Source organism: Burkholderia sp. CpTa8-5 (assembly GCF_017815045.1).
In the GTDB taxonomy this organism is placed as follows: Bacteria; Pseudomonadota; Gammaproteobacteria; order Burkholderiales; family Burkholderiaceae; genus Burkholderia; species Burkholderia sola.
This window is the reverse complement of record NZ_JAGIQD010000016.1, coordinates 37,125-63,789: the sequence shown is the minus strand read 5'-3', so window position 1 is coordinate 63,789 and position 26,665 is coordinate 37,125. Positions and strand designations below refer to the sequence as shown.

The window sequence follows — 26,665 nt, the reverse complement described above, 5'->3', positions numbered from 1 at the left end:
TCTGGTCCGATGCAAAGCAGATGATTCCGCACAAGGGCCGTAGTGTAACAATTTACGGGCTTTTTTGCAGAATCAGCAAAATAAAACCGGGATATGGCCGCATTGCATCCTGATTATTTCGGATTCCTGCGTGCCATTCCCGGCGTGTTTTTATAATGACTCGTACGACGTATGTCGCGATGCTTACTGCGCGCCTTCCGTCCACGCATTCACGCGGTCGGCATGCGCTGCAATCCACGCATCCGCAGCGGCTTCCGGCTTCGAGCCGTTCTGGATCGCCAGCATCACGCTGTCGATTTCACCGGGCTTCCACTGGAATTTCTTCAGGAACGCGACGACCGGCTTCGCCTTGGTTTCGAGCCCCGGATTCACGACGCTGTCGACATGCTCGGCGCCGCCGAACACCTTCTTCGGATCCTCGAGGAAGCGCAGCTTCCACTTCGCGAACATCCAGTGCGGCGCCCAGCCGGTCACGATCACCGGCTTGTTCGCGCCGACCGAACGCGACAACTCGGCCGTCATCGCGCTGCCCGAGCTCGGCATCAGCGTGTAGCTCAGCCCGTAGTTCTTGATCGCTTCGTCGGTCTTGCGCATCACGCCCGCACCCGCATCGATGCCGACGATGCGACCGCCGAAGCTGGCCTTCTCCGCATTCAGGTCGTCGATGCTCTTCGCCTTCACGTAATCCGGGACGATCAGGCCGATCTTCGCGTCGGGGAAGTTCGCGCCGACGTCGACGACCTTGCTCTTGTATTCGCTCCAGTACGAACCGTGCGTGACCGGCAGCCACGCGGACAGCGTCGCATCGAGGTCGCCGCGCGCGACGCCCTGCCACATGATCCCGGCAGCGACCGGCACGAGCTTCACCTCGTAGCCGAGCTTCTTCTCGATCACGCGGGCCGCGACGTTCGACGTCGCGACGCTGTCGTCCCAGCCTTCGACGTAGCCGATTTTCAGCGTCGGCTTCGTATCGGCGAGCGCCGATGCGCTCAATGCCACCATCGCCGACAGGGTGCCGGTCCAAAACAGTTTTCCGAACAATTTCATGGTCGATCTCCTTGGTCTGCGCACCGTGCGCGTTGTCTCTCTAGGTTCTTCAACCACAAATCCGCGGTATCGTTGTTTTCCGACAGATGCTTGTCCGGACGCGACGCGCCCGGACAGCCGATGACGCGTTTCGACTACTTGTCGATCACGAGATCCGACAGCGGCTTGCTGCAGCACAGCAGCACCATTCCCTGATCGATTTCGCGCTGGCGGATACCGCCGTTGTGTTTCATCTCGACCTGCCCCGACACGAGCTTCACCTTGCAGGTGCCGCACATGCCCTGCGTGCACGATGCGGGCAGCCGCACGCCCGACTGGCGCGCCGCGTCGAGCACGTGCTGCTCCGAGCCGCACGAAATCTCGCGGTTGCTCTTCGCGAAGCTGACCGTGTACTGCTTCGTCGCGGCGTCGCCGCCTTCCGCCGGCGGCACGAGTTCGGCGAGCACTTCATCGCTCGCGGTCTGCGCGAGCGTTTCGAACGAGAAGCTTTCCTCGTGATACTGCTTGCGATCGAAACCGGCTTCGTCGAGCAGGTCGCGCACGGCCTTCATGTACGGCGCGGGGCCGCACGTGAAGATCTCGCGTTCCATGAAATCCGGCGCAATCAGCTTCAGCAGCGGCAGCGTCAGGAAGCCCGTGACGCCCGGCCAGTTGGTGCGTGCGCCGACGCGCTCGACGACGAACGACGTGCGGAAATTCGTGTGGTTCGACGCGATCAGGTCGAGCTCGCGCGCGAAGATGATGTCGTCCGGCGTGCGTGCGCTGTGCACGAACAGGATGTCGCGATCTTCCGCGAGATCATGATGCGCGCGGCTCATCGACATCAGCGGCGTGATGCCCGAGCCGGCCGACAGGAACAGGTACTTGCGTGCCGGATGCCGCGCGCACGTGAATTCGCCGGCCGGGCCGAGCACGCGCACCGATGCGCCCGGCTGCAGGTTGTCGTGCAGCCAGTTCGACACCTTGCCGCCCGGCACGCGCTTCACCGTGATCGAGATCGTGTGCGGCCGCGCCGGCGACGACGAAATCGTGTAGCAGCGGTTGATCGTCTCGCCGTCGATGTCGAGCTCGAGCGTGATGAACTGCCCGGGCTCGAACGAGAACGTGCGGCCCTGCGGTGAACGGAAGAAGAAGCTCTTCACGTCATGGGTTTCCTGCCGCACGTGGCAGCACACCAGCGTTTCCTCGACGTCGCTCGTCCAGCGCTCGGGCAGCGCGTTCCAGAAGGCCGGGTGCGTCACCCGGCTGTCCGCCGGCTCGAAATTGGCCGCATCTCGCATCATGTCTTGCTCCGCTTATACGCTGCTGGGTGCTACGCGCCGGTTTTTTCGGCGAGCCGGCCGATGTACCAGGCCGAGAATTTTTCGACGAGCCCTTCCGTGTACGGCGAATACGGGCCCGGCTCGTACGCGCTGCTGGTCGCGCCGCGCTGCGAGAATTCGACGAGCGCGCGATCCTGGTCGTTGGTCGCGTTCCACACGGCCGTCAGGTTCTTCACGTCGTAGTCGATGCCTTCCTTCGCGTCCTTGTGCACGAGCCACTTCGTACGCACGAGCGTCTTGCCGGCCGACAGCGGGATCACCGAGAACGTCACGATGTGATCGCTCATGAAGTGGTGCCACGAGTTCGGCTGGGTCCAGAACGACAGCCCGCCGAGGTCGGCCTTGTCGAAGCCGCCGAGCAGCTTCTTCGACGCGATCTTCGCATCGAGCGTCTGCGATTCGCCGTGACGGTCGAGCGGCAGGCGCTGCGTGCGGAAACCCGTCACATCGAGCAGCTTTTCGATTTCGGCGGACGGCAGGCCCATCTCGGCCCACTCCTTGCCGCGCCGCACGCACGTTTCAGCGAATGCGTCCATGCCTTCGGCGTTCGCGTCGGAGCGCTGGTAGCCGAAGCCGTATTCGTACAGCGAGATCGTCAGCTCCGGATGGTTCGCGACGCAGTGATAGCACTCGCGGTTGTTCTCCATCGTGAGCTTCCAGTTGCCTTCCTCGATGATGTCGATCTGCGCGGCGATCTTCGTGCTCGGCAGATCGTGCGGCAGCAGGTACGGCTCCATCTCCGCGCGCATCTGCGCGAAATCGACCGGCGGCTCGTCGGCGAGGCAGATGAAGATCAGGCCCGCGAGGTTCTCGACGTGCACCGACTTCAGGCTGTGCTTGCAACGGTCGAACTTCTCGCCCATGTGCTCGGCGAACATCAGTTGGCCCGTCAGGTTGTACGTCCAGCTGTGGTACGGGCACACGATGTTGCCGACCGAGCCCTTGTCTTCGTTGCACAGGCGCGCGCCGCGGTGACGGCACACGTTGTGGAACGCGCGGATCGCCATGTCGTCGTCGCGCACGATCAGGATCGAATCGCTGCCCAGCTCCACGGTCACGTAATCGCCCGGCTCGGGAATGTCCGGTTCGATCGCCACCTGGATCCAGTGCTGGCGGAAAATCGCCTCCATGTCGAGCGCGAAGATGTCCTCGCTCGTGTAGAACGGCGCTTCGAGGCTGTGGCCTTCCTTGCGGCGTTCGATCAGTGCACGAATGTCTGCCGATACTTTCATCGTTTGCTCCGGATTCCTTGCATCCCTGGGTTGCTTGCCGACAGGCATCAAAATCAGTAGTCGATGAGCTGATGCTCGCGCAAATACGCGAGGATCACTTGTGCTTTTTCGACCGAACTCCCTTCATTTACGACGTTGCCGCCACGGCTTTCGGTCGTCGTCGCGGACAGCATCCGAGCATGCCCGGAGCGCTTCTCGGCGGCGACCAGTTTTACGGGTTTACGCTCGATCGGGCCGACCGTCCACGCGGCCGCATCGGCGTCCGCGCCGCTCGCCGCGAGCGCCGGACGGATCGCGCCCGCGCGCAGCCGCGCATACGCGTAGCGCGGCTCGACACCGGCGAGCGGGTGGACGGCGACGACGGCGGGCAGCGCCGCGTCGACCCGCCGTCGCAGCCCTTTCGGCAAAAATTGCCGGACCGCCGCGCGGCCGCCTTCGACCGTCACGTCGACGGCCGAGCCGACGAGCGGATAGCCGAGCGCCGCGGCGACGCGGTACGGCAGCATCCCGGTGTCGTACGCGCCCTCGGCGCGCGTGCCGGTCAGCACGAGGTCGTAGCCTTCGACACGCGCGGCGAGCGCGTGCACGGCATCGTCGCCGTCGCGGCAGGCCAGCACCTCGACCTCCCGCGCGCCGAGCGCGAGATACTCGGCCAGCGCCGCATTCGCGGGGTCGCCCGCGTGGATCACGTCGAGCGTCGCGCGATGCTTCTCGGCGAGCTGGCGGCCGGTTTCGAGCGCGGCCGCATCGTTGCGGCTGTAGCGCGCGATGCCGCTGACCGGATGCCGGCCGACGGACACGAGCACCGCGATGCGTTGCAAGGGGCGGGGGGCATTCATGCGGCGACTCCTTCGGGTTCACGGGTGCCGACCGCGGCCGGCGATTCGCCGCGCGCGGCCCGCGCGGCCTGGACCTGTTCGATCAGCGCGGCGATCGTCGCCTGCGCGTCGCCGACCACCGTCAGATTCGCGCGCTTCGCGATCGGCGCGCTGCCGTCGAGGTTCACCGCGATCACGTGGCGGCAGTCCTTGATCCCCTGCAAATGCTGCACCGCGCCCGAGATGCCGAACGCGATGTACACGCTCGCCTCGACCGTCTTGCCGGTCGCGCCGACCTGCTTGTCGCGCGTGAAGTGGCCGTTGTCGACCGCGACGCGGCTCGCGCCGATCGCCGCGCCGAATACGCCGGCCAGCCGCTCGAACGCGCCGATGTCGGACACGCCGTTGCCGGCCGACACGATGAAATCGGCTTCCTCGAGCGCGACCTGGGCCGCGTCGATTTCGTCGAGACCGAGATCGCGGTACGGCTGCGCGGCGTCATGCGCCGGGCGGATGAAATCGGACGCCACGCGCTCGCCCGCGCCGACGAACGGCAGCTTCGCGTCCACCGCGTTCTGCGCGAGCAGGATCACGTCGGGCAGCGCGCGGGTCGCGAACGCCCGCCCGGCCTGCGCATACGTCCCCACGTGCTTCGCGTCGATTTCGACGACGTGCGTCGCGACGCTCGCGCCGGCGGCCGCCGCGTAACGCCGGCCGAGATCGCCGTCGCCCGTCGCGTTGTCGGGCACGAACACGTGTTTCGGGGCGAGCGCGGCAACACACGCCTGCAATGCTTGCAGCTCGCTTTCGGGATCGAACGCACGGCGGTCGAAGCCGGTCAGCTCGAGCAGCTTGTCGACGCCGAGTTCGGCCACGTCGTCCTTCAATTCGCCGAACGCGAGCAGCGCGACTTCCGTCTGCGCATCGGCGAGCACCGCGGCGGCGGCGATCGCCTGACGCGAATGGTCGTCGAGCGCGCCGCGTTCGCTGTGAGCGACCACCAGCATCACGTGCTTCGGGTCCTGCAGCGCACGGCGCGGCTTCGCGGTCGCAGCGCCATGGCCGTGGGCGGACCACTGCGCGGCGTTCGCATCGGCGCTGCCTTCCTCGCCGAGCGTGATGCGCTTCAGGCCGGCGGCCGTGATGATGAACGGCCGGCGCGGATCGATTCGTTTGATCGTATTCATCGACTCACTCCAGCGAGGCGGCGACGAGTTCGGCGACGTCGAGCACGTCGGGGCGCGGGCCCACGACGCCTTCGAGCATGGCCGTGCAGTTCGGGCACGCAACCGCGACCACGTCCGCACCGATCGTGCGCGCGTCGGCAATGCGGATGTCCGGGATGCGCTGCTTGCCGGGGATGTCGGTCAGCGGCGCACCGCCGCCACCGCCGCAGCAGCGGCCGCGCATGCCGTTGCGCTCCATCTCGACGACCTGGATGCCGATCGTCTTCAACAGCTTGCGCGGTGCTTCGATCTCGCCGTTGTAGCGGCCGAGGTAGCACGGATCGTGATAGGTCGTGCGCTTCTCCTGCAGCGCCTCGACCGCCTTCGGCGCGATCTTGCCGCTGTCGGCCAGTTCGGCCAGATAGGTCGTGTGATGCTTGACCGTCACGCGCAGCCCCAGCGCGCGGTATTCGTTGCGCAGGCTGTGCATCACGTGCGGGTCGGCCGTCACGATCTGCTTGTACGACAGCGTGCCGAGCGTGCCGATCAGGCGCTTCGCCATCTGCTGGAACGTCGCTTCGTCGCCGAGCCGACGGGCAACGTCGCCTGTGTCGGTTTCCGTCGGGCCGAGCACCGCGTAGTCGACGCCCGCCTTGTTCAGCACCTTCACGAACGCGCGCAGCGTGCGCTGGTAGCGCATGTCGAACGCGCCTTCGCCCGCGACGAACAGCACGTCGACCGGCTTGGCCGGATGCGCGACCGGCGCGCTGAGGTCGACCGACCAGTCGTAGCGCGCGGCCGTGTCGTAGCCGCCCATCGTGCCGGTCTCGCGCAGGTTCGCGAGCACTTCCTGGCCCTTGCCCGGCACCGTGCCGTGCACGAGCGTGCGGTTGCGGCGCATGTCGACGATCGCGTCGACGTGTTCGATCAGCATCGGGCATTCCTGCACGCACGCGCGGCAGGTCGTGCACGACCACAGCGTCTGTTCCTCGATCAGGCCCGACACGATCGGGCCGTTCGGCTCGCCGCGATGCTGGCCGACCGGGATGCCCGGCGACGGGCTGCCCGCGTACGCCGCATCGGTGCCGCCGGCCATCCCGACGACGAGATCCTGGATCAGCTTCTTCGGGTTCAGCGGCTGGCCCGACGCGAACGCGGGGCACGCGGCTTCGCACTTGCCGCACTGCACGCACGCGTCGAAGCTCAGCAGCTGGTTCCAGCGGAATTCGACCGGCTTCGCGACGCCGTACTCCTGATGCTCGATGTCCGGCAGCTTCAGCGCGGTCGGCGGCGTGGCCGTGCCGTTGCCGGTGAACGATTCGCGCGTGGCCGCGAAACGCTCCTGGCGCGGGTGGAACGCGAGGTGCAGCAGGCCGGCGATCGCATGCTTCATCGGGCCGCCCTTCGCGGCGCCGACCGTCATCGTGAACGCACCGACGCCGATCAGCAGCGCGCAGAGCACCGCGAACGCACCCGACATCGCGCCGGTCGGCACCAGCATGAACAGCACGAGGCCGAGCGCGAACGAACCGAGCAGCCAGGGCAGCGTATTCCATGGGCCGCGCGACAGGCGCGCCGGCACGTCCTTCGCCGCGCGTCGGCGCCACACGAACACCGCGCCGACCAGCATCGCGAGCGCCGCGAGGAAGATCAGCTTGTCGAGCCACGGCGAGTAGATCGCGAGGCCGTAGTTGACGAACACCAGCGCGAGCGCGCCGATCGCGCCGCCGGCGGTCGCGACGTGGGTTTTCGCGATGTACGGATCGCGGGCGACCACGTGGTGCAGGTCGACGAAATAACGCTTCGGAATCGCGAACAGGTTCGCGACGCCGAACGAGCCGGGCGCCGTCGCGCGGCCCAGACGCCAGTAGGACGAGCGCTTCGCGACCGCGAACGCGAGCCCCGCCACCGACAGCCACAGCAGGGCGGTAATGAGGAAGGACGGGTTCATCTTTTAGAAATCCTTCACGAGACGCAGCGAGTCGTAGATCGCGCCGTGGACGTTGTGCATCGAGATGCAGTCGCCGACACGGAACAGCAGGAAACGGCCGTTGCCGAGTTCTTCCGACAGGCACGGCTGCGGCTCGGCCGCGAACAGCGTGTGCGGATCGATCTGGCCGCGGTTCACCGATTCCGGCTTGAGCTTCCAGTACAGCTCGTCGTTCGGCGACGAGCCGTTCTCGATCACCACCTGGTCGACCGCGCGCTCTTCCAGTTCTTCCGTGTACTCGTTGCGCAGCACGGCGATCATCTTGTCGTTCTCTTCATAGACGCGATCGAGCATCGTGTTCGGCGTCGGGATCACGCCGAATGCGTACAGGCGCCGATAGAAGATCGGGAACGTGGTGCCGCCGCAGTCGTCGGCGACCTTCACGTCCGGCGTGACGACCTCGACCTTCGAGCCGCGGCTCGCCATGAAATCGGCCACGCCGGCGCCCGCATGCGTGCTCACGCCGTCGAACAGCAGCACGTTCTGCTTTGGCTCGACCTTGCCGGTCAGGATGTCCCACGAGCTGACGGCGAGGCCTTCGGCCACACCCCACGCCGGCACCTGCCACGTGAAGCTCGAACCGCCGGTGGCGAGCACGACGATGTCCGGCTTCTCGGCCATGATCATCTTCTCGTCGGCGGCCACGCCGAGACGCCGGTCGACGCCCAGGCGCTTCGTTTCCATGTCGAACCAGCGGATGATCCCCGACATCTGCTCGCGCTGCGGCGCCTTCGCGGCAATCATCACCTGGCCGCCGACTTCCGCGTTCTTCTCGAACAGCACGACGTCGTGGCCGCGCAGCTTCGCGACACGCGCCGCCTCGAGGCCCGCGGGGCCGGCGCCGACCACCACGACCTTGCGCTTCGGGCCGCGCGACTTCTCGATGATGTGCGGCATCGTCGCTTCGCGCGACGTCGCCGCGTTCTGGATGCACAGCACGTCGAGGCCGTTGTACTGGCGGTCGATGCAGTAGTTCGCGCCGACGCACTGCTTGATTTCGTCCTCGCGGCCGTCGCGGATCTTGATCACCATGTGCGGATCGGCGATCTGCGCGCGCGTCATGCCGACCAGGTCGATCATGCCGTTCGCGAGCAGGCGCTCGGCCTGGCCCGCATCGCGGATGCTCTGCGCATGCATCACCGGAATCTTCACGACCGACTTGATGCCGGCTGCGAGGTGCACGAACGGCTCCGGCGGCAACGCCATCGGCGGCATGCAGTTCGCGATCGTGTTGTGCGTATCGCCCCCCGAGCCGACCACGCTCAGGTAGTCGATCAGGCCCGTCTCCGACATCGCCTGCGCGATTTCCTTCAACGCTTCGTGATCGAGGCCGTCCTCGTGGAATTCGTCGCCGCACATGCGCAGGCCGACGCAGAAATCCTTGCCGACCGCCTCGCGCACGGCCGTCAGCACTTCGATGCCGAAGCGCAGGCGGTTTTCGAGGCTGCCGCCCCATTCGTCGGTGCGGTGGTTCGAACGCTTGCTCCAGAACTGGTCGATCAGGTGCTGGTGCGCGGCGGAGATTTCGATGCCGTCCATGCCGGCCGCCTTCACGCGCTTCGCGGCCGCCGCGAAATCGCCGATGATGCGGCGGATTTCCTCGATCTCGATGATCTTCGCGTTGCCGCGGTGCACGGGTTCGCGCACGCCCGACGGCGACATCAGGTGCGGCCAGTGCTCGCCGTGGAACGACGAGCGGCGGCCCATGTGCGTCGCCTGGATCATGATCTTCGCGCCGTGCTTGTGCATCGTGTCGGCCAGGCGCGTGAGCGGATCGATGATCTTGTCGGTCGACAGGTTCACCGATTTCCACCAGCCTTGCGGGCTGTCGATCGATACCGGGCTCGACCCGCCGCAGATGGCCAGGCCGACGCCCCCCTTCGCCTTTTCTTCGTAGTAGCGGATATAGCGGTCGCCCGGCAGGCCGCCCGGCTCGGCATACACCTCCGCGTGCGCGGTGCTGACGATCCGGTTGCGCAGCGTCAGCTGGTTCAGCTGCATGGGTTTGAACAGGTGGGGATAACGCATCGCTGGCGACCTCTGGCGTTCGAATGTCTCGTGTTGCGGGTGTTGTTCTGCTTCAGTGAATCAATGCGTCAGTGCATCAGTGCGCGATCGGCGACACTTCGAAGATGCAGTGATCGTGATGCTCGGCCGCACATTGCACTTCCTTCGAGTATGCGCGCGGCGCGCCCTTGCCTTCCGGCGTCGTGTCGTTGACCCAGTCCATCGCGCCCGCGAACCAGCCCGCGAACATGTAGCAGAGCTTGCCTTCCTTGCCCGGCTGCTGGAGCACGAACGACGAGTGGCGCAGTTCGATCTTCGCGCGGGCGCTCGCCGGGTCGGCCTCGATGATCGAGAACAGGCCCCAGCCGCGTTGCGACAGGCGCTTCAGGTAGTGCTCGAACACGGCCATGCCGGTCAGGCCGTGCAGCTTGGCTTCCTTGTCGCACCAGTGGTAGGCGGATTTGTAGCCGGCCTTGTAGAGGATCTCGGCATACGCATCGACGCCGAGCGCTTCCTCGACGGCGACGTGGTTGTTCGTGAAGAAATGGCGCGGCACGTACAGCATCGGCAGCGCGTCGGTGGTCCAGACGCCGGTATCGGGATCGACGTTGATCGGCAGTTGCGGTTGCATCGTGGTGACTCCGTGAGGAAAGTGGCCGCGCGGCTCAGTGCGCAGGCGCGACATCGTCCGCGTGCCCGCGCGGCTTGCGCTGGCACGTCCCGATTTTTTTATGTTGAAACGACGAGTGCGGTTCGGCTCGGCGGGCGCTTACGCGCCCCACACGTCCTTGAACACGCGCACCCAGTTCTCGCCCATGATCTTGCGGATCCGCGACTCCTTCCAGCCGTGGCGTTCCATCGCGGCGGTCAGGTTCGGGAATTCGCCGATCGTGCGGATGCCGTCCGGGTTGATCACCTTGCCGAAGTTCGTCAGTTGGCGATAGCGGCCCTTGTCGTGCGTCAGCATGTCGAAGAACTCCTTCGCGAAATCCTGCGTGAAGTCCGTGCCGATGCCGACCGCGTCTTCGCCGATCAGGTTCACGACGTAGTCGATCGCCTCGATGTAGTCGTCGATGTTCGCCTCGATGCCGCGCTTCAGGAACGGCGCGAACATCGTCACGCCGACGAAGCCGCCCGCATCGGCGATCTCCTTCAACTGCGCGTCGCTCTTGTTGCGCGGATGTTCCTTCAGGCCCGACGGCAGGCAGTGCGAATAGCACACCGGCTTCTTCGAGAACGCGATCGCTTCCGACGACGTGTTGCCGCCCACGTGCGACAGGTCGACCATGATGCCGACGCGGTTCATCTCGGTGATCACTTCGCGGCCGAAGTCCGACAGGCCGCCGTCGCGTTCGTAGCAGCCGGTGCCGACCAGGTTCTGCGTGTTGTAGCAAAGCTGCACGACGCGCACGCCCATGTCGGCGAACGCCTCGATGTAGCCGAGGTTGTCCTCGAACGCATGCGCGTTCTGGAAGCCGAGGATGATCCCGGTCTTGCCTTCCTGCTTCGCGCGGAAGATGTCGTCCGTCGTGCGCACGAGCGTCAGCAGCTCGCCGTTGTCGCGGATCTTCTTCTTCATCACGCCGATGTTGTCGACGGTCTTCGTGAAGTTCTCCCACACCGACACCGTGCAGTTCGCGGCCGTGATGCCGCCCTTGCGCATGTCCTCGAACACCGGCTTCTCGAACTTCGAGATGTTCAGTCCGTCGATGATGATGCTGTCCTGATGCAGCGTGCTCATATCTGCTCTCGCTCGTGTGACTGTTCTTGTGGGGTGGGTCGATCAGTAGATCGGGAAGCGCTCGCAGAGCGCGAAGATCTCGCGGCGCACGCGCTGTTCGGTTGCCGGGTCGCCTTCCGGGTTCGCACGCAGCGCGTCGAACACTTCGAGGATCAGGCGGCCGATCTCGCGGAACTCCGCGACGCCGAAGCCGCGCGTCGTGCCGGCCGGCGTGCCGAGGCGAATGCCCGACGTGACCGTCGGCTTCTCGGTGTCGAACGGAATGCCGTTCTTGTTGCAGGTGATGCCCGCGCGTTCCAGCGCCTGCTCGACCGGCGCGCCCTTCAGGCCCTTCGGGCGCAGGTCGACCAGCAGCAGGTGGTTGTCGGTGCCGCCCGTGACGAGATCGACGCCGCCGGCCTTCAGCACTTCGCCGAGCGCCTGCGCGTTCGCGAGCACGCTGTCGATGTAGGTCTTGAAGTCCGCATGCAGCACTTCGCCGAACGCGACGGCCTTCCCGGCGATCACGTGCATCAGCGGGCCGCCCTGCAGGCCGGGGAACACGGCCGAGTTGATCTTCTTTGCAATGTCCTCGTCGTTGGTCAGCACGAAGCCGCCGCGCGGGCCGCGCAGCGTCTTGTGCGTGGTCGACGTGACGACGTGCGCGTGCTCGACCGGGTTCGCGTGGCGACCCGCGGCGATCACGCCGGCGATGTGCGCCATGTCGACCATCAGCTTCGCGCCGACACTGTCGGCGATCGCGCGAAAGCGTGCGAAGTCGAGCGCGCGCGGGTACGCCGAGAAGCCGGCGATGATGAGATTCGGCTTGTGCTCGTGGGCAAGCGCCTCGACCTGGTCGTAGTCGATGCGCAGCGTGTCGCGGTTCACGCCGTACTGGACCGCGTTGAACCACTTGCCCGACAGCGCCGGCTTCGCGCCGTGCGTCAGGTGGCCGCCCGCGTCGAGCGACATGCCGAGCACCGTGTCGCCCGGCTTGGCGAGCGCGAGCATCACCGAGCCGTTCGCCTGCGCGCCCGAGTGCGGCTGCACGTTCGCATAGCCGGCGTTGAAGATCTGCTTCACGCGTTCGATCGCGAGCGCCTCGACTTCATCGGCGAATTCGCAGCCGCCGTAGTAGCGCTTGCCGGGATAGCCTTCCGCGTATTTGTTGGTCAGTACCGAGCCCTGCGCCTCGAGCACGGCGCGCGACACGATGTTTTCCGACGCGATCAGCTCGACTTGCGACTGCTGACGCTCGAGTTCCTTCAGGATGGCGCTGCGCACCGGCGCGTCGCGCTCGGCAAGGGGCTGCGAGAAGAAAGGCTGAGTGTTCGACATAGTGCGTCCGTGACGAAGAATAAAGGGCTGCAACCGAAGCTCAAGGCCCGCCATCACTGGGTTTCCCGCTCGTCCAGTGCAAGGCTGCCGACGGCTCTATTCTTGTCGTTCGGATTTTCGGCGGATTGATGAATTTAGACGCGTTCTTTGCCTTTTCCGCCATGCGCGTCCGTTTTGTACAAGTGACCGGTCGTGCTTTTCGGGACGAGCGCCCGAAACGGTATCGATGGTTCACCTATGGACACGCACACCGGCAGTGCGTTTGCCGCACGTTCGCGTGCGGCTTCTCCCGGATACGGTGCAGTGCAGCAACGGGCCGATGCCCAGACAACGCTTGGAGCTAGGGTTTAGCCGTATGGCACGCTTGTTGCACTCGCTCACACAATACCGCAGCCCGATTCGTGCCCCGGGCCAAAAGCTATTAGAGATTCAAGGAACGCTCCCCATGTCGCCCGACCGCACAGCGTCGCTGTCCCACTTCGCGTTCATGCCGTTACCGAACTTCACGATGATCGCGTTCACCAATGCGATCGAGGTGCTTCGGATGGCGAACTACCTGAGCGGCCAGCCGCTCTACCGCTGGTCGGTGATCAGCCCGGACGGCGGTCCGGTCACGGCGAGCAACGGCCTCACGGTCGACACGGGGCCGGCGGAATGCGTGGGGCAACCCGACATCGTATTCGTGTGCGGCGGCGTCGACGTGCAGCGCGCGACGACGTCCGCCCACCTGTCGACGCTGCGTCGCTTCGCACGCATGGGGCTCCCGCTCGGCAGCCTGTGCACGGGCACCTATGCACTCGCGAAGTCGGGGCTGCTCGCGGGCTACGCGTGCGCGATCCACTGGGAAAACATGTCGGCGCTGAAGGAAGAGTTTCCGGACACGCGCTTCCTGAAAGAACTGTTCGTGATCGACCGCGACCGCATCACGTGCACGGGCGGCGTCGCGCCGCTCGACATGATGCTGAACCTGATCGCCGCGCGCGTCGGCACCGCGCGCGTCACGCAGATCGCCGAGCAGTTCATCGTCGAACATGTGCGCGACACGAGCGCGCAGCAACGCATGCCGCTCGTCGCCCGCCTCGGCTCGGCGAACAAGTCGCTGTTCGAAGTGATCTCGCTGATGGAGAACAACATCGAGGAGCCGCTGTCGCGCGAGGAGCTCGCGCGGCTCGCGAACATGTCGCAGCGGCAGTTGCAGCGTCTTTTCCGCGAGCATCTCGGGATGACGCCGACGCATTACTACCTGACGCTGCGGCTGCGCCGTGCGCGCGAGCTGCTGCTGCAGACCGACATGTCGATCATGCACATCACGATGGCGTGCGGCTTCCAGTCGGCATGCCACTTCAGCAAGAGCTATCGCGACGCGTTCGGTGTCGCGCCGACGCGCGAGCGACGCAAGCAGGTGGCGCCGCTCGCGCAGGGTGCGGCGAGTGCCGGGCCGGCGTTTCCGGCGCATGTGCTGCATGCGTGAGGCGGGCGGTGCATGAAGCAAAAAAAGCGACCTCGAAGGTCGCTTTTTTCTTTGCCCTTACGATCCCCACACCTGCATTTCATAGAGCGAATACCCCCACTGCGTCGCCCGCTTGGTGCCGAGCATCCGCACGTAGCGGCCGCTTCCGTTGAGATTCGGCAGCGTGACGTGGCTATATGAACCGCCATTGCTCGTCGAATAGATCGTCGTCCAGTTCGCGTTGTCGTTCGACGTCTGGATCTGGTAGACGAGTGCGCCCGCATCCCAATACAGATCGATGCTGCTGATGGTCTTCGTCGCGCCGAGATCGACGGAGATCCATTGCGGATCGACGCCAGTGCCTTCCGGCGAATCCCAGCGCGTGCTCGTCGTGCTGCCGTCGAATGCCTTGTCCGGCGTGAGCGAGGCGTTGTAGCTTGCCGACGCCGCGGCCGGCCGCCCCTGCGACAGCAGCGTGCGTGCCGCGGCCGCGCCGCCGTAGTAGTTCGCGCCGAGCTTCGCCTTCGTCGCATCGGCATTCACGCCGAACTGCGACAGGCTCCAGCGCTGGCCGGTCGTCACGTCGCCGACGTAGAGCTGATAACCACCGGCCGTCGTCGACGAGAAGAACAGGTAGTTCGTACCACTGACGGGCGCCGGGTCCGAGTTGTTGCTCATGCAGTCGTTGAGCGCCAGCGCGCTCGGCGTCGAGGCCGGGTCCGCCGTCTTCGCATAGATCTGGTCGGCCCCGCCGCTGTCCTTCCAGCGCGCGTAGTACACCATGCCGTCCGCGCGCACGGTCGGGTAGTACGTCTGCAGCCCGGCGGGACGATCGAACACGGCGGTCGCGCCGGTCGCGATCGTGCGCTTCATCAGCCCCATGTTCGAGCCGGTGCCGGTCGCGTAGTACACGGCGCTCGCGTCCGGCGCGAGGAACGGCATCGAGTATTCGGCGCCGGCCGGCGCGTTCGTCAGGCTCACGACCGACGTGAACACCGGGCCCGCGCTCGTGTACGACAGCGTCGCCTGCTTGACGTCGCCGTTCTGCTTGAACACGAGCGTCTTGCCGTCCGTGCTGAACTTCGGGTCTTCGTTGCGCGTGGCGCCCGTGCTGTTCGTCATGTTGACGGGCGGCGTGCCGGCGCCGAGCTGCAGCATGAACACGTTCCATGCGCCGTTGCGGATGCCCATGAACGCGAGCCACTTGCCGTCGGGGCTGAACACGCCGTTCATCGGATCGGTGATGCCCCACGCGCTCTTGCTGAGTTGCGTCAGCGTACGGGCCGAGAAATCGTAGAGGAACAACTGGCTCGTGCCGTCGCCGTACTTGACGTAGCTGTGATAGACGAGTTTGCCGGTCAGCGCGGCGGGGAACGTCGCGTTCGGCTGGGCGGCGGGATTGTTGACGCAGGCTGCGGCGGCCACGCCGCTGAACAGATTGAGGGCAATGCCGGCCGCGAGGCCCGCGACGAGGGTCTTCAATGTCACGCTGGATACTTCCGGGTAAGGTCAGGACGCCGCAGAAAATGACTCGCGCGACACGCGCGGGCGTCACGGATTCGCGGTCGGGCAGCGTGAATTCCGTATCGGTCGGACAGCGGGAACAAAGCTTGCGAGAGGATGCCCGTTTGTCAGACGAAAGAACAGGATCAGAGCGCCGATAAAACATACGGATCAGCGATGTGGGGCGCGCTTGCACGTGACGGCTGCCGTACTACTCTTTGTCATCGAGGTCGATGGCCGGGAGAACGCGCATGAAGCGCTATGCGGTGCTGGCACAGACGATCGCCGACGCGATCCGGCGCGGCGATCTGGCGCCCGGCGCGCGCATCCCCACCGTGCGGGCCGCATGCCGCGCGCATCGCGTGAGTCCTTCCACGGTGTTTCGTGCGTACTACGCGCTCGAAAGCGAGGGCCTGATCGTCGCGCGGGCGCGCTCCGGCTATTTCGTTGCGAACGTCGCGGACAAGCACGTGCGGTTCGCGCGCGATCCGCCGCGCAAGCCGGGCGCCGCGCAAAACGACGCCGCGCAACCCGGCGACGACGATGCGCTGTTCCGTCTGCTCGACTCGCTCAAATGCGACGACATCGTGCCGCTCGGCTCGGCATTCGCGAGCTATTCGCTGTTCCCGATGAGCAGCCTGTGGCGCCAGGTCGCGTCGGCCGCGCGCCACATGGACCGCACGAAACTGCTCGAAGGCTTGCCGCCCGGCAACGAAGCGCTGCGCCGTCAGATCGCGTTGCGCTACCTGAACGCGGGCGCGTCGCTGCCGCTCGAGGAAATCGTCATCACGACGGGCGCGACCGAAGCGCTGACGCTCAGCCTGCAGGCGCTGACGCGCCCGGGCGACATCGTCGCGATCGAACGGCCGGCCTTCCACGCGGTGCTGCAGGCCGTTCAGAGCCTGCATCTGAAAGCGGTCGAGATTCCGGTCGACCCGCGCACGGGCCTCGACCTCGACGCGCTCGCCGAGGCGCTCGACACGCATCCGGTGCGCGCGTGCTGGTTCATGACGTCGTTCCACAACCCGACCGGCGCGACGCTGACCGACGAGCGCAAGCGCGCGCTGATCGACCTGCTCGCGTCCCGCGGCGTGCCGCTGATCGAGGACGACGTGTATGGCGAATTGCAGTTCGGCACGGCGCCCACGCGCCCCGCGAAACTGTATGACGGCAGCGGGCTCGTCCTGCATTGCGGATCGTTCTCGAAATGTCTCGCGCCCGGATTCCGGATCGGCTGGGTCGCGGCAGGCCGCTTCGTCCGGCAGATCCGCAAGGCCAAAGGCGCGAGCGCGCCGGCCGCCGACGTACCCGCGCAGATGGCGATTTCGAGCTACCTGCGCGACGGCGCATACGACCGCTTCCTGCGCAAGCTGCGCCGCAATCTCGCCGCGCACCAGGCGCAGATGCTGTCGGCCGTACGCGCGTACTTTCCGGCTGACACCGAAGTGTTCGCGCCACGCGGCGGATATTTTCTATGGATTGAACTGCCGCCGCACATGGATGCGATGCACCTGTTCGACGATGCGATGGAGAACGGCGTGAGCATTGCACCCGGACCGATCTTCTCCACGACCGGCGGCTTCCGCCGCTATTTGCGACTCAATTACGGGCGGCCGTGGACACCGGCGGTCGAGCGCGCGCTGGAGACGCTCGGCACGCTCGCGGCCCGACAGCGGCACGGCGGCTAAGACGAAACGCACGGAGCGGAATGCGCGACATGCGCCTTGCGTTTCGTGCGCGAACGACCAAGAATGAAGCAGCAGGCAGACGTGGACGAACGGGTTCCACCCGTCCGATGTTATGGAGAATCCCATGAGCACCGCATGCGAACGACCGCCGATCTCTAGCCCGACGATCGCGCCCGTCGGTCGCTGACATGCGTGTCCTGCCTAGCCGCAGCGTCCGCGCGCGCGATGCCTGGCGTGCCGTGCTGAATGCGCGCGCCGAATCGCGGCACGCAACGTGCTGCCGCTGCCGCGAATGCGGCTTCGTGGCGTTCCGCGCGCTCGAGCACTGCCCCGTCTGCGGTCAATGGAACGGGCCGTTCGAACCGATCCGACACACGTCGGCCGATGCGCACGCCGCCCATGCGCCGCGATCGTTTCACACGTGGTCGTCACGCATCGCCCGCTCGATGCGCAACGCGGCTTTCCAGCGGCCGCGCGCGTCGAGCGCGCCGATCCTGAGCATCCTTACGCTCGTGCTGCTGGTCGGCGGCTACGTGGCGGTCGACCAGACCTGCAAGGCCGATCCCGTTTGTCGCGGATCCGGTGCGCCGGCCGCCGTCGCGACCGAAACCATGCTGCCCGCGTCGAACGATCCGTTGCTGCCGGTCGTGCCGGCACCCGTCTACCCGTTTCATTCGCCCGATGAAACGCAAGTGGCGGCCAGTCTGCCACCAGGCGCCCCACTCGCAGCCCAACCTGCTCGCAAGATGGCCATTGCACAAGCCGCGCCATCGTTGCGCCCGCCTGACCGGACGCGCGCCGGCGCGGTCCGCGTGGCCGACTGGAAAGGCAGCCGCGACACCGCCCATCGCACGCGTGCGATCCGCCGCGTCAGCGTGCACACCGGGCGCACACGTCGCGCCGCGGCCAGCAACGCCGAACTCGCGAAGCTCTATCGCGGCCACTGAGCGTGACCCGGGCTCGGGCTCAGCGGTCGTCGCGTTGCACCGCCGTCACCGTCGCTCCCGCAACGAAAAAAACGGGCGGCCCGTTTCCGGAACCGCCCGCTTCGTGTGGTGCGCGTCGAACGCTAGCGCATCACGCCGCCAGCAACCCGTGCGGGTCGATGACGAATTTGCGCGGTGCGCCGCCGTCGAACTTCTTGTAGCCTTCCGGCGCCTGGTCGAGCGAGATCACTTCGACGTTGACGATCTTCGCGATCGGCAGCCGGTCGAACAGGATCGCCTGCATCAGGTTGCGGTTGTACTTCAGCACCGGCGTCTGGCCCGTGAAGAACGAATGCGACTTCGCCCAGCCGAGGCCGAAGCGGATGCTCAGGCTGCCGTGCTGCGCGGCCTTGTCCTTCGCGCCCGGATCGTCCGTCACGTACAGGCCCGGGATGCCGATCGCGCCGGCCGGGCGCGTGATTTCCATCAGCGAGTTCAGTACCGTCGCGGGCGCTTCCTCCGAATGGCCCGACGAGCCGTGGCCGTGCGCCTCGAAGCCGACGCAGTCGACCGCGCAATCGATCTCGGGCACGCCGAGAATCTGCTCGATCTGCTCGCCGAGCGACGCGTCCTTCGACAGGTCGACCGTCTCGAAGCCCATCGCCCGCGCATGCGCGAGGCGTTCCGCGTTCATGTCGCCGACGATCGTCACGGCCGCGCCGAGCAGGCGCGCCGAGGCGGCCGCCGCCATCCCGACCGGGCCCGCGCCCGCGATGTAGACCGTCGAGCCGGGCTTCACGCCCGCGCTCACCGCACCGTGATAACCGGTCGGCAGAATGTCGGACAGGCAGGTCAGGTCGCGGATCTTCGCCATCGCCTGGTCGCGATCCGGGAATTTCAGCAGGTTGAAATCGGCATACGGCACGAGCACGTATTCGGCCTGGCCGCCGATCCAGCCGCCCATGTCGACATAGCCGTACGCGCCGCCCGCACGCGACGGATTCACGTTCAGGCACACGCCCGTATGCGTGTCCTTGCACATCGCGCAGCGGCCGCACGCAACGTTGAACGGCACCGACACGAGATCGCCGAGCTTCAGCGTCTCGACGTCGCGGCCCACTTCGACCACTTCGCCGGTGATCTCGTGACCGAGCACGAGGCCGACCGGCGCGGTCGTCCGGCCGCGCACCATGTGCTGGTCTGAGCCGCAGATGTTCGTGCTGACCACTTTCAGGATTACGCCGTGGCCGATCGCGCGGCCGCTCGGGTCGACCATCTTCGGATAATCGATTTTCTGGACTTCGACCTGGCCCGGCCCAAGATAGACGACACCTCGATTGCTGCTCATCGTATTGTCTCCATGTCTCGTTGGATGGCGCCGCGGCGCGCCGGCGCCATGCGGCGCACGCGCAACGTGCTGTTCGAGAGTAGTCCGGGAGGCAGGGGCGCCGATGTCTCAAACGCGACATGCGTTTGATCGGCGCCGACATCGATGGCGGAAATACGAAAGTCGGGCGGGAATCTACCGGGCGCGAGACACACAGGGGCCGGACCGGCCGTTGCTGCCGGCCGCGCCCCGACCGGCAGCCGCTACCCGCCCTGATTCTCGCGGATGATCGCGGCGGCGGCCGCTTCCGCGTCGCCCGCGACGCCGTCGTGCACGCGCGTGCTGACGGCGGGCGTCGGCGGCTCGCTGTCGAGCGCGTGGCCGTTGCGGTCGTGCGTGTCGACCGTCGCGCGCATCGACAGCCCGACGCGCAGCGGATGCGCGGCGAGATCGCGCGGATCGAGCGCGATCACGACCGGCACGCGCTGCACGACCTTGATCCAGTTGCCGGCCGCGTTCTGCGACGGCAGCATCGAGAACGCGCTGCCCGTGCCGGCCGAGAAGCCCTGCACGCGGCCGCGATAGGCGATGCGCGAGCCGTAGAGATCCGACACGACCTCGACCGGCTGACCGACGCGCATGTGGCGGATCTGCCCTTCCTTGAAATTCGCGTCGATCCACAGCCGGTTGAGCTGCACGATCGACATCAGCGGCACGCCGGGCCCGACCTGCTGGCCGACCTGCACCGAGCGCTGCCCGATCGTGCCGTCGACGGGCGCGACGATCGTCGTGCGTTTCAGGTTCCGGTACGCAAGCTTGAACTGCGCGGCCGCCTGCATGACGGCCGGGCTTTCGTCGACAGGCAGCTTGCTGCCGAGCGCGCGCGCCGCATCGAGCTGCGCCTGCGCGGCCGCGAGGTTCGCCTGCGCGCCGGCCACCGCCGCGCGTGCCCGCGCCAGTTCTTCCGGCGCGACGATCTCGACCGATGCGCCCGAACGCGCGGCGAGCGCGCGCTGCGCGAGCGACAGGTCGGCTCGCCGCGCATTCACGGCCTCGACGTACATCGTGTTCGAAATCCTCGCGTTCGCGACCTGGCGCACGGCCTGCGCGAGCTGCGCCTTCGCCTGCGCGAATGCGACGGACGCCTCGGTGTCGTCGAGCTTCACGAGCGTCTGCCCCGCGCGCACGGCCTGCGTGTCGGCAACCACCACGTCGGTCACCGCGCCCGGGATCTGCGCGGCGACCTGAACGATGCTGCCCGCGACGTATGCGTCGTCGGTGTCTTCGTAGTACCGGTCGCTCAACAGCCAGTACGCGATCCACGCAATCGCGGCCAGCAGCACGATCGCGAAGAACACGGTGAAGCGCTTGCGGCGCGTCGCGCGGCGCGCGTCGAGGGCCGGATCGTTCAGCGCGGCCGGCGGCGCGGCGGAATGAAGGTTGTCGTGGTGCATCAGTCGCTTTGCGTAACGATCAGACGATCGTGCTGGAAGACGGGAATCGCGGGCGTCGACGCCGAGCCCGGCATCGGGCTCGCCGAGGCCGTGCGCGCGAGAACGGGCGTGCTGCGCGGCATCGCGTCGGGGCGGGAGGCACCGACCGTGGACGGGCGCGCGGGGTCGTCGCGTCGGACGGATTCGGGCGCGGACGCGGCCCGCGTCGTGGCAGCGGCCGGCGACATTGCCGTGCGCCCCGCTTGCGAGTCGTTCGACGGGCCCGCCACCGCAGCCCGGTTCGCGGCCATGGCAACGGCCGCCCCGCGCCTGGCCGCCCCACTATGCGCCCGCTGCACGGCCGGCGTCTGCGCCTGCGCGACCGTTGCGCCCGCATCGAACCCGCCGCCCAGCGCGCCGATCAACCCGACGCGCAATGTCCGCTGCTTGCCGAGCAGCGCGATCATCTGCGCGCGCTCGTCGATCAGCGTGAGATCCGCGACATCGACGTCCTTCTGCATCAGCACGCCGCGTCGATGCCGATCGGTCGCGATCTGCACGATCTTCTGCGCGGCCGCGACCGCGTCCTGCTGCTGCGCGACGAGCGTCTGCGACGTCTGCAGCGACGTGACGAGCTGCGCGACCTGCCCGAGCGCGTCGTCGACGGTCTTGTTGTACAGCCCGATCGCGACGTCGGCCTGCGCGACGTCCGCGCCGAGCTTCGCCTTCAGCCGGCCGCGGTCGAAGATCGGCAGCGAGATCGCGGGGCCGACGGAGCCCGCGAGCGAATCGCGCGAGAACAGCGACGCGGGCGTCAACGCGAACACGCCGCCGAGCGCGACGAGGTTCACGTCCGGATAGAACTGCGCACGCGTCGAGTCGGCATTCGCGAACGCGGCCTCGACCCGCAGCCGCGCGGCGACGATGTCGGGCCGGCGGCCGAGCAGGTCGGCCGGCAGCCGGGCGGGCACCGCGCCGCCCGCGAACGCGCCGACGCGCGGCCGCTGCAGCGCGAGCCCGCGCTCCGGGCCACGGCCCGACAGCACGCCGAGTTGCAGTTGCGCGAGCTTGATCTGCTCGTCGTTCAACGCGATCTGCTCGAGCAGTCGACTGCGCTTGATCGACGCGTCGCTCGCATCGTACGCGTTGTCGAGGCCGCGCGCGGTACGCTCGCGCAGCACCGCCGTCACGCGCTGGCTGATCTTCAGCTTCTGCTGCAACAGGTCGCGCACCGCGTACGCCTGGTCGAGCTGGCAATACACGGTGACGATCGCGACGGCGAGCGTGAGCCGTACCTGTTCGGCCTCGACGCCGGCCGCGTCGCGCAGCGACATCAGGCTCTTCGTCGCCGCGCGGTTCTTGCCCCACAGGTCGAGCTGATAGTTCAGCCCGACGAAGATCGACGACGGCGATACGTTCGGATCGCCGAAAATCTGCACCGGCACGCGATAGCCGCCGGCCGTGACGTCGGCGATGTCGCCGGGCTTCGGCATCCGTGCCCGGCTGATCGTCGCGCCGGCCGTGCCGGTCAAACCGGTCAGCGAATCGAACTGCTGAAGCTGCGCCTGCGCGATCCGCAGCCGCGCCTGTGCGACCTGCAGATCGGGGCTGTGCTGCGACGCCTCCGCGACCAGGTCGTCGAGCTGCGGGTCCTGCAACTGCTTCACCCAGTCGGGCGCCGGCCACGCGCCGTTCGCGCCGGGGCCGGCCGTCCGTGCGAGCGCATCGTCGGCCGGCGCGCGCAGCGACAGCGACGGCAGGAAGCCCGACGGCACGCATCCGCCCAACGCGAACAGCATGGCCGCCGCCGCGACCATCGAGCCGCCCTTCGCGCCACGCGCCGAACCTGCCGCTTTCGTCGAACGCCGCATCGTCACCCCTGCCGAACGCGCTGCGCCCGCGCAGCCAGACGCGGCCGCGTGCGCTCGAGCGGGCCGAGCCGGCCGAACAGGCCGTCCGCGACGCCGAACAGGATGCCGGCCAGCTTCGCGCGCTTGTCGCGCTCGACCAGCGCGATCTGCACGACCTGCCACAGGGTCAGCAGGTTCGGCACGAGCGCCACCGGAAAACGCAGCCCGTACTGCATCCCGAGCTGCACCGCATTGCGCGCGCTGTAGTAGCGCCGTTGCCACGAGTGATTCATCGACGTCATTTCAAAAGGGCCGATCGCGTGCCGCTGCTTTGCGCCGATCCGATGCGTCAGCACCAGCGACGGCACGACATAGAGCGGCACGTTGCGCGACAGCGCGCGGAAGCTGTATTCGGTATCGACGTGATCGATGAACAGCGTTTCGTCGAAACGGCCGAGCACGTCGAACGCGTCGCGCGACACGACGCAGCCCGACGAAATCAGGAACGCGCAGCGCTGCATCGGCGTGCCCGGGTCGATGCGCAGGCGGCGCACGCCGATGCCGTTCGTCGCGAGTTCGGGCAGGAAGCTGCGTGCGTTCTCGTCGAAGATGCGCGGGCCGGCCAAGAACGCGCGCCCGGCGAGCCCCGCGCAGACGTCGCGCATCGTCGGAAAATAGGCAGCCGGCACCGACGAATCCTGGTCGAACAGCGCGACCGCGTCGATGCGGTCGCGAAACAGCGCCGCGAGCCCCGCGTTGTACGCGCCCGCGATGCCGCCGCGATTGCCGTGATGCAGCAGCGCGATGCCTTCGCGTGTGCACAGTTCACGGGCCCGCGCATCGGGCTGCGGCGTGTTGTCGACGACGAGCAGCGCGTCGCACGCGTGCCGCCATCCGCGCAACGCGTCGAGTTGCGCGTCGCTCGGGTGATACAGGATCACGAGTGCGCCGAGTGTCGTCATGATCTGCTCCTCAATGTCCGAACGATGCGGCCGCGCCGCGTTTCGGCCGCGTCAGCCACATCATCGCGGCGAGTGCGACACACGTCATGCTCGCCATCCAGAACATGTCGTTGGTCGCCATCATGTAGGCCTGCTGCATCACGACGTGATGCAGCGTCGTCAGCTCGCGCACGCCGTCCACGCCCATCGCGTTCAGCGCATGCACGAAGCGTTGCGTGTTCGCCGATGCATGCGTGACCGATTGCGACACGACGTCGTAGTGATAGGTCGCGCGGTTGTCCCATAGCGTCACGCTCATCGCGGTGCCGAACGCGGCCGACAGCGTGCGCAGGAAATTCGACAGACTCGACGCGGCGGCGAGCCGGTCGTCCGGAATGCGCGACAGCGTCGCGGCGGTCAGCGGAATGAAGAAGCACGGCAGCCCGATCCCCTGGATCAGCCCGGGTGCGGCGATCTGCGCGAACGTCATCTTCAGCGTGAAATGGGCGTCCCAGGCGAGCACGGCCGCGAACACGAGGAAGCCGAACGTCGCGAGCACGCGCGCGTCGAAGCGGTGCGCATGCAGCCCGACGAGGATCGAGAATACGAGCGCGAGCACGCCGAGCGACGCGGTCGCGAGCCCCGCATGAAACGCGTTGTAGCCCATCACGGCCTGCATCCACAGCGGGAACACCACGCCGACCACGGAGAAGCTCATCATCCCGAGCGAGATGATCAGCACGCAGAACGAGAACGTGCGGTCGCGAAACAGGCTCAGATCGACCACCGGATGCGCTTCGCCTGCTTCCCAGATCAGCAGCGACACGATCGCGAGCGCCGCGACCACCGCGAGCGTGACGATCAGCGGCGAATCGAACCAGCCGCGGTCGTGGCCGAGATCGAGCATCGCCTGCAGCGAGCCGACGCCGATCACGAGCAGCACGATGCCCGGCACGTCGATCGGACCGGCCGCGCCGCGCTGCGCGTCGGGGCGCAGCATCGCGGTGCACACCGCGAACGAGAACAGCCCGATCGGCAAATTGATCAGGAAGATCCACGGCCACGAGAAGTTGTCGACGATCCACCCGCCGACCACCGGCCCGAAGATCGGCGCGAGCAGCACCGTCATCGCCCACAGCGCGAGCGCGATCGTGCGTTGGGTCGGAGGAAAGGTGCGCAGCAGGATCGTCTGCGACAGCGGCACCATCGGCCCCGAGCACAACCCCTGCAGCGCGCGGCAGATCACGAGCACGTGCAGGTCGCGCGCGAGCCCGCACAGCAGCGACGTCAGCGTAAACAGCAGCACCGCGCCGACGAACAGCCGCAACTCGCCGACGCGGCGCGCAAGCCAGCCGGTGAGCGGCACCGCGATCGCGGCCGCGACCGAATACGAGCTGATCACCCACGTGCCCTGGCTGTTCGACACGCCGAGACTGCCGGAGATCGCCGGCACCGCGACGTTGGTCACGGTCGAGTCGAGCACTTCGATGAAGGTCGCGAGCGACAGCGCGAACGTCAGCAGCGCGAGCCGGATGCCGCGCACCGGCTGCGCGGCGGGCACCGGCGCCGACACGTCGAGCGCGGACGGCGCGACGGGCCCGTCGTGCAGCGGCGATGCGGTGCTCATGTGCCGGCCACCGCGGCATCGGCCCGCGCGGCCACCCGCCCGCGCTTCGGCACGAAGCGTTCGATGAAATCGGCGGCCGCGCCGCAGCCGTCCGGCACGGCCGCGAGCAGCGCACGCGTACGCGCCGCATGCACCGCGAACGCGGGTTCGTCGAGCACGCGCGCGAGCGCCGCGCCGAGCCGCGCGCCGTCGAGCGGCCCGTCGACCCGCACGCCGCAACCGTTCGCGACGACGCGTTGCGCGTTGTCGAACTGATCGTGCGCGAACGGCGTGACGACCTGCACGATCCCGGCTTCGCACGCGAGCGCCGCCGTGCCGATCCCGCCGTGATGCACGAGCGCGCGGCAACGCGGCAGCAGCGTGCGCATCGGCACGAAGCGGCGCACGAGCAGCCGGTCGCCATCCTGCGCCGCATCGTGCGGCGTCAGCAGGATGCCGCGCGCGCCGGTCGCGCGCAGCGCGTCCGCCACCGCACGCGCATACGCCGCGTGATCGACGAGCGTCGAACCGGCCGTGAACACGACCGGGGCTTCGCCTGCCGCGAGAAACGCATCGAGTGCCCCATCATCGTCGGAGGTCGAAATATCGTTGAACAGCGGAAAACCGCTTTGCAGATGGTTCGACGGCCAGTCCGGCTGCGGCGGCGCGAACCACTGGGGAAACAGGCACAGCACGCCGTCGGTCGAATGCAGCCAGCGGCCGAGCACGCGCCGCGCGGGCACGAGCCCGAGTTCGCGGCGCACCGCGTCGAGCGCCGGGCCGCACACGCGGTCAAGCACCTGCCGCTCGATCAGCGTCATCAGCGCCGACTTCACCGGCAACGGCCAGCGCGCCGGAATCGTCAGGCGCGGATGAGTCGGCGGCGCATGCGCGGACAGCAGCGTCGACGGCGATACCTGCACCGACACGTACGGCGTGCCGTGCAATTCCTGCATGAAGCGCGCGGAGAACGCCCATAGCGTGCCGACCAGCACCGTGTCGGCATCGGTCAGCGCGCGCAGCGCGTCGTAATGCGGGCGCAGCGTCGGCGCAATCACCTGCCACAGCGTGCGGAACGACGTACGCGGATCCCACAGCGCGGGGTTCGCCATCGCCGCGTCGTAGTCGGCCGCGGTGCCGACCGGCACGAACGCGAACCCGCAGCGGCGCACGGCCGCCTCGAACGGCGCGTGCGTGCAGAACACGACGTCGTGACCGCGCGCGGCGAGCGTGCGCGCGACGCCGAGCAACGGATGCACGTCGCCCGCCGAACCGATCGCGGTCACGATCATCTTCGCCAT

20 protein-coding genes are annotated in these 26,665 nt (G+C 67.4%); 3 read left to right on the top strand and 17 right to left on the bottom strand.

What is annotated here, in order from left to right; translation table 11 throughout:
* Positions 1-183 precede the first annotated feature (183 nt).
* From J8I35_RS22965 to J8I35_RS22920, 10 genes are all read right to left on the bottom strand, one after another.
* Positions 184-1,047, bottom strand: a complete 864-nt coding sequence (locus J8I35_RS22965) for a glycine betaine ABC transporter substrate-binding protein (protein ID WP_050012302.1) — start codon at positions 1,045-1,047, stop codon at positions 184-186.
* 134 nt (positions 1,048-1,181) lie between these two features.
* On the bottom strand, positions 1,182-2,330 hold the full coding sequence (locus tag J8I35_RS22960) for a hybrid-cluster NAD(P)-dependent oxidoreductase (protein ID WP_050012301.1): 1,149 nt from the start codon (positions 2,328-2,330) through the stop codon (positions 1,182-1,184).
* A gap of 29 nt (positions 2,331-2,359) precedes the next feature.
* The gene (locus tag J8I35_RS22955) at positions 2,360-3,601 is read right to left on the bottom strand and encodes an aromatic ring-hydroxylating dioxygenase subunit alpha (RefSeq protein WP_050012300.1); all 1,242 of its coding nucleotides are present in this window, start codon (positions 3,599-3,601) and stop codon (positions 2,360-2,362) included.
* A 53-nt stretch (positions 3,602-3,654) separates the two neighbouring features.
* The gene (locus J8I35_RS22950; protein ID WP_124555534.1) at positions 3,655-4,440 is read right to left on the bottom strand and encodes an electron transfer flavoprotein subunit beta/FixA family protein; all 786 of its coding nucleotides are present in this window, start codon (positions 4,438-4,440) and stop codon (positions 3,655-3,657) included.
* The gene (locus J8I35_RS22945; protein ID WP_089489635.1) at positions 4,437-5,606 is read right to left on the bottom strand and encodes an electron transfer flavoprotein subunit alpha/FixB family protein; all 1,170 of its coding nucleotides are present in this window, start codon (positions 5,604-5,606) and stop codon (positions 4,437-4,439) included. Before J8I35_RS22945 ends, J8I35_RS22950 begins: the two co-directional genes overlap by 4 nt.
* Positions 5,607-5,610: 4 nt before the next feature.
* On the bottom strand, positions 5,611-7,536 hold the full coding sequence (locus J8I35_RS22940) for a (Fe-S)-binding protein (RefSeq protein WP_050012297.1): 1,926 nt from the start codon (positions 7,534-7,536) through the stop codon (positions 5,611-5,613).
* A gap of 3 nt (positions 7,537-7,539) precedes the next feature.
* A complete protein-coding gene (locus tag J8I35_RS22935; RefSeq protein WP_209926984.1) occupies positions 7,540-9,603 on the bottom strand; it encodes an NADH:flavin oxidoreductase in 2,064 nt (687 codons plus the stop codon).
* A 76-nt stretch (positions 9,604-9,679) separates the two neighbouring features.
* Positions 9,680-10,213 carry a DUF5943 domain-containing protein gene (locus J8I35_RS22930; RefSeq protein WP_050012296.1) on the bottom strand — a complete coding sequence of 178 codons (534 nt, stop codon included), beginning with the start codon at positions 10,211-10,213 and terminating at the stop codon, positions 9,680-9,682.
* Positions 10,214-10,351: 138 nt separating this feature from the next.
* Positions 10,352-11,323: a dipeptidase gene (locus J8I35_RS22925; protein WP_050012295.1), complete on the bottom strand. Its 972-nt coding sequence runs from the start codon at positions 11,321-11,323 to the stop codon at positions 10,352-10,354.
* A gap of 42 nt (positions 11,324-11,365) precedes the next feature.
* Positions 11,366-12,640 (bottom strand): serine hydroxymethyltransferase, encoded by a 1,275-nt coding sequence (locus J8I35_RS22920; RefSeq protein WP_050012294.1) that lies wholly within the window; start codon positions 12,638-12,640, stop codon positions 11,366-11,368.
* Between the two features lie 355 nt (positions 12,641-12,995).
* On the opposite strand from J8I35_RS22920, the gene J8I35_RS22915 reads away from it, so the two are divergent.
* On the top strand, positions 12,996-14,111 hold the full coding sequence (locus J8I35_RS22915; RefSeq protein WP_124594757.1) for a GlxA family transcriptional regulator: 1,116 nt from the start codon (positions 12,996-12,998) through the stop codon (positions 14,109-14,111).
* 57 nt (positions 14,112-14,168) lie between these two features.
* Here J8I35_RS22915 and J8I35_RS22910 read toward each other — a convergent pair whose 3' ends face one another.
* Positions 14,169-15,578 (bottom strand): discoidin domain-containing protein, encoded by a 1,410-nt coding sequence (locus J8I35_RS22910; protein WP_209926982.1) that lies wholly within the window; start codon positions 15,576-15,578, stop codon positions 14,169-14,171.
* Positions 15,579-15,844: 266 nt separating this feature from the next.
* Here J8I35_RS22910 and J8I35_RS22905 point away from each other — a divergent pair, with 266 nt between their 5' ends.
* Together J8I35_RS22905 and J8I35_RS22900 are read left to right on the top strand one after the other, a co-directional pair.
* Positions 15,845-17,281, top strand: a complete 1,437-nt coding sequence (locus J8I35_RS22905) for a PLP-dependent aminotransferase family protein (RefSeq protein WP_209926980.1) — start codon at positions 15,845-15,847, stop codon at positions 17,279-17,281.
* 188 nt (positions 17,282-17,469) lie between these two features.
* A complete protein-coding gene (locus J8I35_RS22900) occupies positions 17,470-18,228 on the top strand; it encodes a hypothetical protein (RefSeq protein WP_124631566.1) in 759 nt (252 codons plus the stop codon).
* 130 nt (positions 18,229-18,358) lie between these two features.
* Here the strand turns inward: J8I35_RS22900 and fdhA are convergent, their stop codons facing one another.
* The 6 genes from fdhA to J8I35_RS22870 all read right to left on the bottom strand — a co-directional run bounded on the left by fdhA (position 18,359) and on the right by J8I35_RS22870 (position 26,665).
* Positions 18,359-19,555, bottom strand: a complete 1,197-nt coding sequence (gene fdhA / locus J8I35_RS22895; RefSeq protein ID WP_011547090.1) for a formaldehyde dehydrogenase, glutathione-independent — start codon at positions 19,553-19,555, stop codon at positions 18,359-18,361.
* A gap of 242 nt (positions 19,556-19,797) precedes the next feature.
* The gene (locus J8I35_RS22890; protein ID WP_124638872.1) at positions 19,798-20,988 is read right to left on the bottom strand and encodes an efflux RND transporter periplasmic adaptor subunit; all 1,191 of its coding nucleotides are present in this window, start codon (positions 20,986-20,988) and stop codon (positions 19,798-19,800) included.
* Positions 20,988-22,838, bottom strand: coding sequence for an efflux transporter outer membrane subunit (locus tag J8I35_RS22885; protein WP_209926978.1), 1,851 nt, complete (start codon positions 22,836-22,838; stop codon positions 20,988-20,990). The genes J8I35_RS22890 and J8I35_RS22885 overlap by 1 nt, the downstream gene beginning before the upstream one ends.
* A 2-nt stretch (positions 22,839-22,840) precedes the next feature.
* The gene (locus tag J8I35_RS22880) at positions 22,841-23,779 is read right to left on the bottom strand and encodes a glycosyltransferase family 2 protein (protein WP_209926976.1); all 939 of its coding nucleotides are present in this window, start codon (positions 23,777-23,779) and stop codon (positions 22,841-22,843) included.
* Between the two features lie 10 nt (positions 23,780-23,789).
* A complete protein-coding gene (locus J8I35_RS22875) occupies positions 23,790-25,385 on the bottom strand; it encodes a DHA2 family efflux MFS transporter permease subunit (protein WP_050012286.1) in 1,596 nt (531 codons plus the stop codon).
* Complete coding sequence (locus J8I35_RS22870) at positions 25,382-26,665, bottom strand: glycosyltransferase (protein ID WP_209926975.1); 1,284 nt, start codon at positions 26,663-26,665, stop codon at positions 25,382-25,384. The genes J8I35_RS22875 and J8I35_RS22870 overlap by 4 nt, the downstream gene beginning before the upstream one ends.

Excerpts from the sequence above, each read along its gene's own strand:
- J8I35_RS22960 (WP_050012301.1), bottom strand. The coding sequence starts at position 2,330 with ATGATGCGAGATGCGGCCAATTTCGAGCCGGCGGACAGCCGGGTGACG.
- J8I35_RS22885 (WP_209926978.1), bottom strand. The coding sequence starts at position 22,838 with ATGCGGCGTTCGACGAAAGCGGCAGGTTCGGCGCGTGGCGCGAAGGGC.
- J8I35_RS22900 (WP_124631566.1), top strand. The coding sequence starts at position 17,470 with ATGCGTGTCCTGCCTAGCCGCAGCGTCCGCGCGCGCGATGCCTGGCGT.
- J8I35_RS22950 (WP_124555534.1), bottom strand. The coding sequence starts at position 4,440 with ATGAATGCCCCCCGCCCCTTGCAACGCATCGCGGTGCTCGTGTCCGTC.
- J8I35_RS22935 (WP_209926984.1), bottom strand. The coding sequence starts at position 9,603 with ATGCGTTATCCCCACCTGTTCAAACCCATGCAGCTGAACCAGCTGACG.
- J8I35_RS22870 (WP_209926975.1), bottom strand. The coding sequence starts at position 26,665 with ATGGCGAAGATGATCGTGACCGCGATCGGTTCGGCGGGCGACGTGCAT.
- J8I35_RS22890 (WP_124638872.1), bottom strand. The coding sequence starts at position 20,988 with ATGCACCACGACAACCTTCATTCCGCCGCGCCGCCGGCCGCGCTGAAC.
- J8I35_RS22880 (WP_209926976.1), bottom strand. The coding sequence starts at position 23,779 with ATGACGACACTCGGCGCACTCGTGATCCTGTATCACCCGAGCGACGCG.
- J8I35_RS22965 (WP_050012302.1), bottom strand. The coding sequence starts at position 1,047 with ATGAAATTGTTCGGAAAACTGTTTTGGACCGGCACCCTGTCGGCGATG.
- J8I35_RS22945 (WP_089489635.1), bottom strand. The coding sequence starts at position 5,606 with ATGAATACGATCAAACGAATCGATCCGCGCCGGCCGTTCATCATCACG.
- fdhA (WP_011547090.1), bottom strand. The coding sequence starts at position 19,555 with ATGAGCAGCAATCGAGGTGTCGTCTATCTTGGGCCGGGCCAGGTCGAA.
- J8I35_RS22955 (WP_050012300.1), bottom strand. The coding sequence starts at position 3,601 with ATGAAAGTATCGGCAGACATTCGTGCACTGATCGAACGCCGCAAGGAA.
- J8I35_RS22930 (WP_050012296.1), bottom strand. The coding sequence starts at position 10,213 with ATGCAACCGCAACTGCCGATCAACGTCGATCCCGATACCGGCGTCTGG.
- J8I35_RS22920 (WP_050012294.1), bottom strand. The coding sequence starts at position 12,640 with ATGTCGAACACTCAGCCTTTCTTCTCGCAGCCCCTTGCCGAGCGCGAC.
- J8I35_RS22905 (WP_209926980.1), top strand. The coding sequence starts at position 15,845 with ATGAAGCGCTATGCGGTGCTGGCACAGACGATCGCCGACGCGATCCGG.
- J8I35_RS22925 (WP_050012295.1), bottom strand. The coding sequence starts at position 11,323 with ATGAGCACGCTGCATCAGGACAGCATCATCATCGACGGACTGAACATC.
- J8I35_RS22940 (WP_050012297.1), bottom strand. The coding sequence starts at position 7,536 with ATGAACCCGTCCTTCCTCATTACCGCCCTGCTGTGGCTGTCGGTGGCG.
- J8I35_RS22875 (WP_050012286.1), bottom strand. The coding sequence starts at position 25,385 with ATGAGCACCGCATCGCCGCTGCACGACGGGCCCGTCGCGCCGTCCGCG.
- J8I35_RS22915 (WP_124594757.1), top strand. The coding sequence starts at position 12,996 with ATGGCACGCTTGTTGCACTCGCTCACACAATACCGCAGCCCGATTCGT.